Origin of the sequence: Serratia sp. BNK-4 (genome assembly GCF_048685115.1) — a bacterium.
In the GTDB taxonomy this organism is placed as follows: Bacteria; Pseudomonadota; Gammaproteobacteria; order Enterobacterales; family Enterobacteriaceae; genus Serratia; species Serratia bockelmannii.
The window spans coordinates 781,753-794,789 of record NZ_JBLQTM010000001.1; the positions used below are offsets into that span (position 1 = coordinate 781,753).

12 protein-coding genes and 1 other annotated feature are annotated in these 13,037 nt (G+C 60.4%); of the genes, 9 read left to right on the forward strand and 3 right to left on the reverse strand.

The window, feature by feature from the left end; genetic code table 11:
* Positions 1-2 precede the first annotated feature (2 nt).
* Positions 3-1,190: a multidrug efflux RND transporter periplasmic adaptor subunit SdeX gene (gene sdeX, locus ACMGGW_RS03730; RefSeq protein ID WP_025301784.1), complete on the reverse strand. Its 1,188-nt coding sequence runs from the start codon at positions 1,188-1,190 to the stop codon at positions 3-5.
* Positions 1,191-1,332: 142 nt separating this feature from the next.
* Between sdeX and acrR the strand changes: the two genes are divergently transcribed.
* The 3 genes from acrR to mscK all read left to right on the forward strand — a co-directional run bounded on the left by acrR (position 1,333) and on the right by mscK (position 5,856).
* Complete coding sequence (acrR, locus tag ACMGGW_RS03735; RefSeq protein ID WP_025301785.1) at positions 1,333-2,007, forward strand: multidrug efflux transporter transcriptional repressor AcrR; 675 nt, start codon at positions 1,333-1,335, stop codon at positions 2,005-2,007.
* A gap of 11 nt (positions 2,008-2,018) precedes the next feature.
* Positions 2,019-2,372 (forward strand): DsrE/DsrF/TusD sulfur relay family protein, encoded by a 354-nt coding sequence (locus ACMGGW_RS03740; RefSeq protein ID WP_004940282.1) that lies wholly within the window; start codon positions 2,019-2,021, stop codon positions 2,370-2,372.
* A 100-nt stretch (positions 2,373-2,472) separates the two neighbouring features.
* Complete coding sequence (gene mscK / locus ACMGGW_RS03745) at positions 2,473-5,856, forward strand: mechanosensitive channel MscK (RefSeq protein ID WP_164063555.1); 3,384 nt, start codon at positions 2,473-2,475, stop codon at positions 5,854-5,856.
* A gap of 40 nt (positions 5,857-5,896) precedes the next feature.
* On the opposite strand, the gene rsmS is transcribed toward mscK, so the two are convergent.
* Together rsmS and priC are read right to left on the reverse strand one after the other, a co-directional pair.
* Positions 5,897-6,076 carry a pleiotropic regulatory protein RsmS gene (gene rsmS / locus ACMGGW_RS03750; RefSeq protein ID WP_016928837.1) on the reverse strand — a complete coding sequence of 60 codons (180 nt, stop codon included), beginning with the start codon at positions 6,074-6,076 and terminating at the stop codon, positions 5,897-5,899.
* 106 nt (positions 6,077-6,182) lie between these two features.
* Complete coding sequence (gene priC / locus ACMGGW_RS03755) at positions 6,183-6,719, reverse strand: primosomal replication protein PriC (protein WP_141970581.1); 537 nt, start codon at positions 6,717-6,719, stop codon at positions 6,183-6,185.
* 134 nt (positions 6,720-6,853) lie between these two features.
* On the opposite strand from priC, the gene ACMGGW_RS03760 reads away from it, so the two are divergent.
* The 6 genes from ACMGGW_RS03760 (at position 6,854) to htpG (ending at position 12,976) form a co-directional block, all read left to right on the forward strand.
* The gene (locus ACMGGW_RS03760; protein ID WP_197832322.1) at positions 6,854-7,234 is read left to right on the forward strand and encodes a DUF454 family protein; all 381 of its coding nucleotides are present in this window, start codon (positions 6,854-6,856) and stop codon (positions 7,232-7,234) included.
* A 153-nt stretch (positions 7,235-7,387) separates the two neighbouring features.
* Complete coding sequence (gene apt, locus ACMGGW_RS03765; RefSeq protein WP_019454166.1) at positions 7,388-7,939, forward strand: adenine phosphoribosyltransferase; 552 nt, start codon at positions 7,388-7,390, stop codon at positions 7,937-7,939.
* A gap of 92 nt (positions 7,940-8,031) precedes the next feature.
* The gene (dnaX, locus tag ACMGGW_RS03770; RefSeq protein WP_089180605.1) at positions 8,032-9,990 is read left to right on the forward strand and encodes a DNA polymerase III subunit gamma/tau; all 1,959 of its coding nucleotides are present in this window, start codon (positions 8,032-8,034) and stop codon (positions 9,988-9,990) included.
* Positions 9,323-9,387: a sequence feature (DnaX frameshifting element), on the forward strand. It overlaps the preceding gene by 65 nt.
* A gap of 41 nt (positions 9,991-10,031) precedes the next feature.
* A complete protein-coding gene (locus ACMGGW_RS03775) occupies positions 10,032-10,361 on the forward strand; it encodes a YbaB/EbfC family nucleoid-associated protein (protein ID WP_025301790.1) in 330 nt (109 codons plus the stop codon).
* Complete coding sequence (gene recR / locus ACMGGW_RS03780) at positions 10,361-10,966, forward strand: recombination mediator RecR (protein ID WP_025301791.1); 606 nt, start codon at positions 10,361-10,363, stop codon at positions 10,964-10,966. Before ACMGGW_RS03775 ends, recR begins: the two co-directional genes overlap by 1 nt.
* Before the next feature lie 144 nt (positions 10,967-11,110).
* On the forward strand, positions 11,111-12,976 hold the full coding sequence (gene htpG, locus ACMGGW_RS03785; protein ID WP_197832321.1) for a molecular chaperone HtpG: 1,866 nt from the start codon (positions 11,111-11,113) through the stop codon (positions 12,974-12,976).
* Positions 12,977-13,037 lie beyond the last annotated feature (61 nt).

Consider the following 13,037-nt stretch of genomic DNA (forward strand, 5'->3'; position numbering starts at 1 on the left):
TTTTATGACTTCTGCGCTTCAGACTGCGGCTGTTTTTGCGCCTGAGTGTCAACTTCCTGCACTTTTACCTGCGCGCCCGGATGCACTTTCATCAGGCCGGAGACGATCACGCGATCGCCGGATTTCAGGCCATCGGTCACCAGCCATTTGTCGCCGATCGCCTGGTCGGCCTTCAGCGTGCGCAGCTCAACTTTGTCGTCTGCCCCTACCACCAACGCCGTCGCGTCGCCGCGCGGGTTGCGGGTAACGCCTTGCTGAGGCACCAGCAGCGCATCGCTGCGCACGCCTTCGTCCAGACGGGCGCGTACGAACATGCCCGGCAACAGCGTATCGTTCGGGTTAGGGAACAGGGCGCGAATGGTGATGGAGCCAGTGGTTTCATCGACGGTGACGTCAGAGAACTCCAGCGTGCCTTCCTGCGCGTATTCGGTGCCGTTTTCCAGCATCAGTTTCACTTTTGCCTTGCCGTTTTCCTGCTTCAGCGCGCCGCTGGCCAGCTCTTGCTTCAGGCGCAGGAAATCAGTGCTTGACTGGGTGACGTCGACATACATCGGATCCAGCTGCTGCACGGTAGACAGTGCGGTTGCCTGGCCGTTGCTGACCAGTGCGCCTTCGGTCACGGCGGACTTGCCGATGCGGCCGGAGATCGGAGAGGTCACCTTGGTGTACGCCAGGTTGATGCGCGCGGTTTCCACGGCGGCCTTGGCGGCCACGACGGCGGCGTCCGCCTGCTGCAGCGTGGAGACGGCGTTGTCGTAGTCCTGTTTACTGATGTAGCTCGTGCCCAGCAATGGCTTGTAGCGGTTTACCGTCACGCGTGCGATGGAAGCGCTGGCCTGTGCTTTGGCCAAATCGCCTTTCGCGCTGTCGTAGCTGGCTTGATAGGTTGCGGGATCGATTTGGTACAGAGACGTCCCGGCCTTGATATCGCTGCCTTCAACGAAGTTGCGCTTCAGGATGATGCCGCTGACCTGAGGGCGAACTTCGGCGATACGATACGCAGCGGTGCGGCCAGGAAGATCGGTAGTAATGTTGAGAGGCTCAGCCTTCAAGGTGACTACGCCCACTTCAGGCGCCTGTTGTTGGGCGCCTTGCTGTTGGGTTTCTTTATCGTTACATCCTGTTAGCACTAAGCTGCCTGAAAGCATCAGAACGGCCGCCAGAGGCGTTAACCCTCTGTTTTTGTTCATAGAAAAACCTCAAGTGTCCGATTTCAAAATGATCAATGGATCACAAGCTTTAAAACCCATTGCTGCGTTAATTATATGTGCGTGCTATGGTACATACATTCGCGAATGTATGTAAATCACACTCCCCCTAAATAACAATGCCATGGCACGAAAAACCAAACAGCAGGCGCAAGAAACCCGACAGCAAATCCTTGATGCTGCGGTGAGAGAGTTCTCTGAACGTGGCGTTGCTGCAACGTCACTGACAGATATTGCCACCGCTGCCGGGGTTACGCGTGGAGCCATCTACTGGCACTTCAAGAATAAGGTAGACCTGTTTAATGAAGTTTGGGAATCTACCGAGCCGAAAATTGACCAGCTCGAAACAGAGTATCAGGCAAAGTTTCCCGATAATCCACTGCGGGTTATCCGAGAAATTCTGATTTACATTCTGACGTCTACGGTTGAAGACGGCCGTAGGCGGGCGTTGATGGAAATTATATTCCACAAATGCGAGTTTGTCGGTGAAATGATGCCGCTGCTGGATTCGCGCAAGGTGCTGTACCTCGCCGGCTATGAACGCATCGAAGCGGTGCTGTATAACTGCATTCACCACGGGCAATTGCCCGCCGATTTACATACCCGCCGTGCGGCGATCATCCTGCGCGGTTATATCACCGGCCTGATGGAAAACTGGCTGTTTATGCCGGAAAGTTTCGATCTGCGGGCCGAAGCCGAAGCGCTGGTGGACGCGTTTTTGGAGATGCTGCAGTTTTGCCCCACCTTGCGCCTCAAACCCGACGCGGTGACGCCTGACGCCGACCGCCTTCCTTTATAAGGAGAGATTTCATGTCATCAGTTGTTCTTATTGCCAATGGCGCCGCCTATGGCCATGAATCCTTGTTCAATGCGCTGCGGTTGGCCATCGCCATGAAAGAGCAGCAGAGCAGCCTCGACCTGCGGCTGTTTCTGATGTCCGACGCGGTGGTGGCCGGGCTGGCCGGACAGCAGCCGCACGAAGGGTACCATCTGCAGCAGATGCTGGAGATCCTCACCGCGCAGCAGGTGCCGGTCAAGCTGTGCAAGACCTGCGCCGACGCGCGCGGCGTCAGCCGCTTGCCGCTGGCGGACGGCGTGGCGATCGGCACCTTGGTCGAGCTGGCGCAGTGGACGCTGGCGGCGGAGAAAGTGCTGACTTTCTGATTTCGCGACAACGAGACATCACCGGCAACGTTTTTGTTGTTCGTTGCCCGCCGGCGGTCGTGATAATCTTCAGGCTTCTTTACCGATCCGAAGCCAAATCATGCATCGCTGGTTGACTCTGCCTTCTCTGACGCCGCTCACGTTTGTCGGCGCATGCCGGCGGCGCATCGCCGCCGTGACACTCTTTTTCCTAATTTTTGCGTGTTGCTTGCCGGCACAGGCGGCGCTGAACGGCGATCTGCCGCAGCGCAGCGAAGTGCAAAGCCAGCTGGAAACGCTGAACAAACAAAAAGCCCTGACGCCGGTCGAAAAGCTCTCCCAGCAGGATTTGACCCGCACGCTGGAACTGCTGGATGCCATCGAGCGCAACCGGCAAGACGTCGCACAGCTTAAACAGCAGGTGCAGCAGGCGCCGGCGAAGCTCAATCAGGTCACCGCCGAACTGGATGCGCTGAAGCAGCCGACGGACAACGCGGCCGCGCGCGCCGCGCTGTTGCCGCTGTCGCTGCGCCAGCTGGAAAGCCGGCTGTATCAAACGCTCGACGAGCTGCAAAGCGCGCAGGAGAGCCTCTCGACCTACAACAGCCAACTGGTGTCGCTGCAAACCCAGCCTGAACGGGTGCAGAGCACCATGTACGCCGCTTCGCAGCGCCTGCAGGAGATCCGCAGCCAGCTCAGCGGCCAGACGCCGGGGCAAGATTCGCTGCGCAATAGCCAGCAGGTCATGCTGGCCACCGAACAGGCGCTGCTCAACGCGCAGTTGGAGCTGCAGCGCAAGAGCCTGGAAGCCAACACCACGCTACAAGATCTGCTGCAAAAACAGCGTGATTACACCACGGCGCATATCGATGCGCTGGATCGGTCGGTGCAGCTGCTGCAGGAGCTCGTCAACAGCAAGCGCCTGACGCTGTCTGAAAAAACCGCCAAAGAGGCGCAGAACCCGGAAGACGCCACCGATATCCAGCACGATCAGCTGGTCAGCAAGCAGCTGGACGTCAACCGACAGTTGAGCCAACAGCTGATTGCCGCCACCGAAGAGAGCAACACCCTGTTCCAGCAGAATATTCGGGTCAAAAACTGGCTCGATCGCGGTCTGCAGGCGGAACGTAACCTGAAAGAGCAGATCCAGGTGCTGAAGGGCAGCCTGGTGCTGTCGCGCATTCTGTATCAGCAGCAGCAGAGCCTGCCGCAGGGCACGCTGCTGGCTGATATAGACACGCGCATCGCCGATCTGCGGCTGGAGCAGTTCGATATCAATCAGCAACGCGACGATCTGTTCAAGGGTGAGGATTACATCAATCAGCTGGTGGCAGAGAGCAAGGAAAAGGCCGGCCCGGAAGTGATCGACGCGCTGAACGAGATTGTCGACATGCGCCGCGAACTGCTGGATCAGCTGAACAAGCAGCTCAGCAACCAGCTGTCGCTGTCGATCAACCTGCAGATCAACCAGCAGCAGCTCACCAGCGTCTACGGCTCGCTGCAGGATACGCTGACCCAACAGATTTTCTGGGTCAACAGCAACAAGCCGGTCGATCTGGCGTGGCTGAAGGCAATGCCGGAGGCGGTGCGCGATCAGCTCGCCGGGCTCGATATCAAATTCGACGGTGGCAAGCTATTGCAGGGCGGCTTGAATGCGCTGGTGTTCCTGATCCCGCTGCTGTTGGCGATCGGGGTATTGCGCTGGCGCTACCGGTTGATCGACAGTCATTTGCAAAAGCTGGCCAACGACGTGGGGCAACTGAAGCGCGACGGCCAGCTGCACACGCCGAAGGCCATCGCGCTGACCTTGCTGAAGGTGTTGCCTGGCGCCGCGCTGCTGCTCGGCGTCGGTTTCTGGATGTATCGCGCGGATTTGGGTATCAGCGACTTTATTTGGGCGTTGTCGCAGCAGCTGGCGTTGTCGTGGCTGGTGTTCGGCTTCAGCTATCGCATGCTGAAACCGGGCGGCATCGCCGAGCGGCATTTCAACTTCGGCGCTAACCTGTGCGCGCATTACCGCCGCCAGACGCTGCGGCTGGGGCTGGCGCTGCAGCCGCTGATCTTCTGGTCGGTATTGGGCGAGAAAGCGCCGCTGCGTCTGGTGGAAGACGTCATCGGCCAGATCGTGGTGATGTTGACGCTGGCGCTGCTTGCGGTGCTGGTGTTCCCGCTGTGCCGCGACAGCTGGCGTGAAAAGGGCTCGCATGCCGTGCGGCTGGTGGTGGTGACCGCGCTTGCCGCCACACCGCTGATCCTGCTGGGGCTGATGTTCGCCGGTTACTTCTATACCACGCTGCGGCTGGCCAGCCGCTGGATAGACAGCCTGTATCTGTTCTTCCTGTGGAATATCGTGTATCTGACTGCCCTGCGCGGCCTGAGCGTGGCGGCGCGGCGTTTGGCCTACCGGCGCGCGCTGGCGCGGCGGCAAAACGTGGTGAAAGAGGGGGCCGAAGGCGGTGAAGCGGTGGTGGAAGAGCCGCCGCTAGCGCTCGATCAGATCAACCAGCAGTCGCTGCGCCTGACCACCCTGGTGCTGTTCGCCATCTTCGCCAGCGCCTTCTACGCCATTTGGTCGGATCTGGTGACGGTCATCGCTTACCTGGACAGCATCACGCTGTGGCATTACACCAGCACCGTGGCGGGCAGCAGCGTGTCGCAGGCGGTGACGCTGGGTAACATGATGGTGGCGATCGCCGCGGTGATCGTCGCTTATGTGCTCACCCGCAACTTGCCCGGCCTGCTGGAGGTGGTGGTGCTGTCGCGGCTGCAGCTGCGGCAGGGGGCGTCTTATGCCATCACCACCGTGCTCACTTACCTGATCACCGCCGTGGGTGCCGTGGTTGCGCTGGGATCGCTGGGCGTATCCTGGGACAAACTGCAATGGCTGGCCGCCGGTCTGACGGTCGGGCTTGGCTTTGGCCTGCAGGAGATCTTCGCCAACTTCGTCTCCGGCCTGATCATTCTGTTCGAACGCCCGATCCGCATCGGCGATACCATCACCATCGGCACCTTCTCCGGTTCGGTCAGCAAGATCCGCATTCGTGCCACCACCATTACCGACTTCGATCGCAAAGAGGTGATCATTCCGAACAAGGCGTTCGTCACCGAGCGGCTGATCAACTGGTCACTGTCCGACACCATCACCCGCGTGCTGATCAAGGTGGGTGTGGCCTACGGTTCCGATCTCGACAAGGTGAAAAAGGTGCTGCTGCAGGCGGCGCACGACAACCCGCGGGTGATGACCGATCCCGAACCGCAGGTGTTCTTCCTCAACTTCGGGGCCAGCACGCTGGATCACGAACTGCGGCTCTATGTACGGGAACTGCGCGATCGCAGCTACACGGTGGACGAACTGAACCGCTCAATCGACCGCTTGTGCCGGGAAAACGGCATCGACATCGCCTTCAATCAGCTGGAGGTGTATCTGCATAACCAGCAGGGCAATGAAGTGCAGGAAGTGAAAAGAACGCTCTCGCCGGATGAAGGCGGCCAGACGGCGGGCTGATGTGCGTTGAAAGATGGAAGGGACAGCGGGCTGTCCCTGATTACTGTCCGGCAGGCAAATAGGGAGAGGTGACGCCGGCGCGCTGCAGCTTTTCCTGATAATCCCGTTTGACGATATCCAGTGCTGCCAACGCGGTAGCCGGATCGATCTCGTTGCATTCCAGCAGGTAAATCAAGTCTACCGCCAGCTGCAGTTCGGGTGAGGCATTTTCCAGAGACATAGCACCTGCGCTTATTAATTAATGGGATGAAAAACTCGTGTCTCGGCAGAGTATAGTGAACCCGGCGCGCAACCGGGAATAATCATTAAAATATTGTGATAAATCTTCAAAAACCGTTTTCTTTGCGCTCGATATTGCGCTCGATGCGCGCCAGCGCCTGACGGCAGCGCATCAGTCTCCCCTCCAGCGCCGCCAGCTCGTGCTGCAGCTTTTGCTGCGCCGCCAGTGTGGTCTGGCGCCCCAGCAGGCTTTCCCGATCCTGAATCATGGCGATCAGCCTGCGTTCGTAATCCTGGTGCTCGGCCAGCTTGTGGTACAGATCGGCCTCGGGGGCTTCCTTCGGCTGATTCTTGCGCCGTAGCGCCTGGGTTGCCAGCTCGCGCTGCAGGGCAGAGATTTGAGCCACCAGTTTTTCGGCCAGAAAGGCCACCTGGCTGGTGCGGCTGTCGTTGGCGGCGCTTTGCAGCTGGGCGAAATTCTTCTCCACCTCGGCCAGGTAGTCGCGCAGCCGCGTGCCGCGGTTGGCGAACAGGGCGGCGTCGAACCGCGCCTGCGGGATCGGGGCGTCGCCGCGCGGAGTGACTTCGGCCGCCAGCGCCGCGATCTGCTGCGCCAACACCTGTAATAGACGCTGAGTGCTCACATAAGCTCCCTCTTGATTTCAACAGGCGTAAGCTTGCCCGCGATGCCGCCCTGAAACAAGCGCCGCATGCATATTCCGCCGGCGCGGCGCCGATGCTACAGTAAGCCGCAACCGATTGAGGAGCGAAGAGCCGCATGAAGCGAGGGTTATTGATCATTTTGGGCTGGCTGGCGGTGGTGCTGGCGACGTTGGGCGTGGTGCTGCCGCTGTTGCCGACCACGCCGTTCCTGCTGTTGGCTGCCTGGTGCTTCGCCCGCTCTTCGCCGCGCTTTCATCACTGGCTGCTGTACCGTTCCTGGTTTGGCCCTTATCTGCGCCACTGGCAGCAGCATCGCGCGCTGCCGCCGGGAGCGAAGTGGAAGGCGGTGCTAGTGATCGTGCTGACCTTCGCCTGTCCGCTGTGGCTGGTGAAAATCTGGTGGGTGCGCGGTCTGTTGCTGCTGATGTTGGCTATTTTGCTGACCTTTATGCTGCGCCTGCCGGTTATTGACCTGTCGCAACAAAAACAGCGCTGATTGTGCGCCGCTGGTTGCATTTGTCCGCCAGTTTGCATAGATTTGGGCGTTTTCGTGCGCGGATCGCCTGCCATTCCTTCTCCGGTGTGTTTCACCCAGAGGCGGCGGGTGAGCGGCGCGCCGGTTTTCAGGCAGCTTTATCAGGCAACAATTATGACCGCTACTGCGCAGCAGCTTCAGTTTATTAAAGACAGTATCAAAACCATCCCGGATTATCCGAAGCCGGGCATCCTGTTCCGCGACGTGACCAGCCTGCTGGAAAACCCGTTGGCCTACGCCGCCAGCATCGAGCTGCTGGTTGAGCGCTATCGCGAAGCGGGCGTGACCAAGGTGGTGGGTACCGAAGCGCGTGGTTTCCTGTTCGGTGCGCCCGTCGCGCTGGCGCTGGGCGTCGGTTTCGTGCCGGTGCGCAAACCGGGCAAACTGCCGCGTGCCACGCTCAGCGAAAGCTATGAGCTGGAGTACGGTACCGACAAGCTGGAGATCCACACCGACGCCATCACCGCGGGTGACAAAGTGCTGGTGGTGGACGATCTGCTGGCGACCGGCGGCACCATCGAAGCAACCACCAAACTGATCCGCCGTCTGGGCGGTGAAGTGAAAGACGCCGCGTTCATCATCAACCTGCCGGATCTGGGCGGGGAAGCGCGTCTGAACAAGCTGGGTATCGACTGCTACTGCCTGGTGGACTTCGCCGGCCATTGATGCGGCATCGCCCCTTGGGCACAACGGCCTCGCGGATCGCCGCGGGGCTGTGTTAGCATGACCCTCCAGATTACTCGACTTCTCCGGTATTAATGAGCTATCAGGTTCTCGCCCGTAAGTGGCGCCCTCAAACGTTCGCAGACGTGGTCGGCCAGGAACATGTCCTGACCGCGCTGGCCAACGGCCTCTCGCTGGGGCGGATCCATCACGCCTATCTGTTCTCGGGCACCCGCGGCGTGGGGAAAACCACCATCGCGCGCCTGCTGGCCAAAGGCCTGAACTGTGAAACCGGCATCACCGCCACGCCGTGCGGCCAATGCGACAACTGCCGTGAGATCGAACAGGGGCGTTTCGTCGATCTGATCGAGATCGACGCCGCTTCCCGCACCAAGGTGGAAGATACCCGCGATCTGCTGGACAACGTTCAGTACGCGCCGGCGCGCGGCCGCTTCAAGGTCTACCTGATCGATGAAGTGCACATGCTCTCGCGCCACAGCTTCAACGCGTTGCTGAAGACGCTGGAAGAGCCGCCATCGCACGTGAAATTCCTGTTGGCCACCACCGATCCGCAAAAATTGCCGGTGACCATTCTTTCCCGCTGCCTGCAGTTTCACCTCAAAGCGCTGGACGTCGATCAGATCCGTCAGCAGCTGGAAACGGTGCTGACGGCGGAGCAGATCACCAGCGACGCCCGCGCGCTGCAACTGCTGGCGCGCGCCGCCGACGGCAGCATGCGCGATGCGCTGAGCCTGACCGATCAGGCGATCGCCATGGGGCAGGGGCAGGTGACCGCCGCCACCGTCAGCCAGATGCTCGGCACGCTCGATGACGAGCAGCCGCTGGCGATCCTCGAAGCGCTGGTCAGCGCCGACGGCGAAAAGGTGATGGCGCAGGTCGCGCAGGCCGCTTCGCGCGGCGTGGATTGGGAAAACCTGCTGGTGGAGACGCTGGCGTTGCTGCACCGCATTGCGATGGTGCAACTGCTGCCTTCGATGCTCGACAACCACTACGCCGCCGTGGAACAACGGCTGCGTGAGCTGGCGCGCACTCTGCCGCCGGCCGATGTGCAACTCTATTACCAAACGCTGTTGGTGGGCCGCAAAGAGCTGGCCTATGCGCCGGATCGTCGCATGGGGGTTGAGATGACCCTACTGCGTGCGCTGGCGTTTCACCCGAAAGCGGTGATCCCGGAGCCGGTGGCGTTGGTGCAGACCGCGCCGGCGCCGATGGCGCAGCCGCAGCAGGCCACATCGCCACAGCCGCCGCAGTTTCAGGACGCGCCGCCCCCGCTAGGGCAGCCGGCCGCGCCGCAGCGACAATCATCGACCCCTTTACCGGATGCCACCGCCCAGCTGTTGAAAGCGCGGTCCCAGCTGCAACGGCAGCAGGGAGCATCCACACCAAAAAAGAATGAGCCGGCGGCGCCAGGAATAGCGCGGCCGGCAAACTCGGCGCTGGGGCGTTTGGCTTCCGTGACCGAGCGTAGCCAGCAGCGCCTGGCGGAGAAGAAGGTGCCGGAAAAACCGGCGAAGCCGGAAGCCTATCGCTGGCGCGCGCAGACCGAGCCGGAAGCGGCGCCGGAACCGTTGGCGACGCCGAAAGCGCTGCGCACGGCGTTGGAGCACGAGAAAACGCCGGAGCTGGCCGCCAAGCTGGTGGTGGAATCGCTGGAGCGCGACGCCTGGGCGGCGGAAATCGATAAGCTCAAGATCCCGAAACTGGTGCAGCAGCTGGCGTTGAACGCCTTCAAGCAGCAGCCGGAACCGGGCAAAATTAACCTCCATCTGCGGTCTTCGCAGCGCCATCTGAATTCGCCTTCGGCGCAGAAGACGCTGGCCGAAGCGCTCGGCGAGCTGTACGGCAGCCCGGTTGAGCTGACCGTGGTGGAGGACGATAATCCGGCGGAGCGCACCCCGCTGGAGTGGCGACAAGCCATCTATGAAGAAAAACTGGCGCAGGCGCGCCAGTCCATCGTTGCGGATACCCATATCCAGACGCTGTGCCGGTTCTTCGACGCGGATCTGGATGAAGAGAGTATCCGCCCCCTTTAAACGCCGCGCGAGGTGCGCGGCCCTAGCGACGAGAGACGACTATGTTTGGTAAAGGCGGTCTGGGCAACCTGATGAAGCAAGCCCAGCAAATGCAAGAAAAAATGCAGCAGATGCAGGAAGAAGTCGCCAAATTGGAAGTGACCGGCGAGTCTGGCGCAGGCCTGGTGAAAGTCACCATCAACGGCGCACACAACTGCCGCCGCGTGGAGATCGATCCTAGCCTGATGGAAGATGACAAAGACATGCTGGAAGATCTGATCGCCGCCGCGTTTAACGACGCCGCGCGCCGCATCGAAGAGACTCAGAAAGAGAAAATGGCCTCCGTTTCCAGCGGCATGCAGTTGCCGCCTGGCTTCAAGATGCCGTTCTGATGCAAACCAGCCCGCTCCTTGAATCCCTGATGGAGGCGCTGCGCTGCCTGCCGGGCGTCGGCCCGAAATCGGCGCAGCGCATGGCGTTTCAATTGCTGCAGCGCGATCGCAGCGGCGGCATGCGCCTGGCGCAGGCGTTGACGCGCGCGATGTCGGAAATCGGCCACTGCGCCGACTGCCGCACCTTCACCGAGCAGGACATCTGCACCATCTGCGCCAATCCGCGCCGTCAGCAAAACGGCCAGATTTGTGTGGTGGAAAGCCCGGCGGATATTCACGCCATCGAGCAGACCGGCCAGTTCGCCGGGCGCTACTTTGTGCTGATGGGCCATCTGTCGCCGCTAGATGGCATCGGGCCGGGGGATATCGGTCTCGATCGCCTGGAGCAACGGCTGGAAAAGGAAAGCATCACCGAAGTGATCCTCGCCACCAACCCGACGGTGGAAGGGGAAGCGACTGCCAACTACATCGCCGAGATGTGCGGCCAGTATGGCGTGCTCGCCAGCCGCATCGCCCACGGCGTACCGGTGGGCGGCGAGCTGGAGATGGTCGACGGCACCACGCTGTCGCATTCGCTGGCCGGGCGTCACGCCATCAAGTTCTGATGTTTTCCCGGACGGGGCCACTCGGCCCCGTCGTTTTTTTGCCAAAAATTTCCCGCCGTCCGCTTGAAAAACAAGACCCTGACCCTCATCTGATCCTCATTGTTCGATTTTGGTAGCCATTGTCTTTTGAGGTAATCAATGAGTATGAAAGGTCAAGAAACCCGCGGGTTCCAGTCTGAAGTAAAACAGCTGCTTCATTTGATGATCCATTCGCTGTACTCCAACAAAGAAATTTTCCTGCGCGAGCTGATTTCCAACGCCTCTGACGCCGCCGACAAGCTGCGCTTCCGCGCCCTGTCCGCGCCAGAGCTGTATGCCGGCGACGGCGAGCTGCGCGTGCGCTTGTCCTTCGATAAAGAGCAGCGCACCCTGACCATCGCCGATAACGGTATCGGCATGCGCCGCGAAGAAGTGATCGAAAACCTCGGCACCATCGCCAAATCGGGCACCAAAGCGTTCCTGGAATCCATCGGTTCAGATCAGGCGAAAGACAGCCAGCTGATCGGCCAGTTCGGCGTCGGTTTCTACTCGGCGTTCATCGTGGCGGACAAAGTGACCGTGCGCACCCGCGCTGCCGGCGCCGCCGATGACGAAGGCGTGTTCTGGGAGTCCGCCGGTGAAGGCGACTACACCATCGCCGACATCACCAAAGAGACCCGCGGCACCGAAATCACCCTGCATCTGCGCGAAGGCGAAGATGAGTACCTCGACGCCTGGCGCTTGCGCTCGGTGATCGGCAAATATTCCGATCACATCGCCCTGCCGGTAGAGATCGAAAGCAAGAACGAAGAAGACGGCACCGTCACCTGGGAGAAGATCAACAAGGCGCAGGCCCTGTGGACCCGCAGCAAGGCTGACGTCACCGACGAAGAGTACAAAGAGTTCTACAAGCACATCGCCCATGATTTCACCGATCCGCTGAGCTGGAGCCATAACCGGGTGGAAGGCAAGCAGGAGTACACCAGCCTGCTGTATATCCCGGCGCAGGCGCCGTGGGACATGTGGAACCGCGATCACAAACACGGCCTGAAGCTGTACGTGCAGCGCGTGTTCATCATGGACGACGCCGAGCAGTTCATGCCGAACTACCTGCGCTTCGTGCGCGGCCTGATCGATTCCAACGATCTGCCGCTGAACGTGTCGCGCGAGATCCTGCAAGACAGCCGTGTGACGCAGAACCTGCGCGGTGCGCTGACCAAGCGTGTGCTGCAGATGCTGGATAAGCTGGCCAAAGACGACGCCGAAGGCTACCAGAAATTCTGGCAGCAGTTCGGTCTGGTGCTGAAAGAAGGCCCGGCGGAAGACAACGGCAACCAGGAAGCGATCGCCAAACTGCTGCGCTTCGCGACCACCCACGGCGACAGCTCGGCGCAGACCGTGTCGCTGGAAGAGTACGTCGGCCGCATGGCGGAAGGGCAGGAAAAGATTTACTACATCACCGCCGACAGCTACGCCGCCGCCAAGAGCAGCCCGCATCTGGAGCTGTTCCGCAAGAAAGGCATCGAAGTGTTGCTGTTGTCCGATCGCATCGACGAGTGGATGATGAGCTACCTGACCGAGTTCGACGGCAAGACGTTCCAGTCGGTCAGCAAAGCGGATGAAACGCTGGATAAACTGGCGGATGAAACCGAAGAGCAGAAGGCGGCCGAGAAGCAGCTGGAACCGTTCATCGAACGCGTGAAAACCCTGCTGGGCGAGCGTGTGAAGGATGTACGCCTGACGCACCGCCTGACCGATACGCCGGCGATCGTGGTGACCGACGCCGACGAAATGAGCACCCAGATGGCCAAGCTGTTCGCCGCCGCCGGTCAGCAGGCGCCGGAAGTGAAGTACATTTTCGAGCTTAATCCCGAGCATGCACTGGTCAAACGAGCATCCGACGTGGGCGATAACGAACATTTCGCCGAATGGATCGACCTGTTATTGGATCAGGCGCTGCTGGCTGAACGCGGCACGCTGGAGGATCCGAACTTGTTCATCCGTCGCATGAATAAGTTGCTGTCCGCTTAAAAGCTGAAGATAAGCGCCCTTAACGGCACCGTTAGGGGCGTATTTCCGGTTTTTCCCCGCT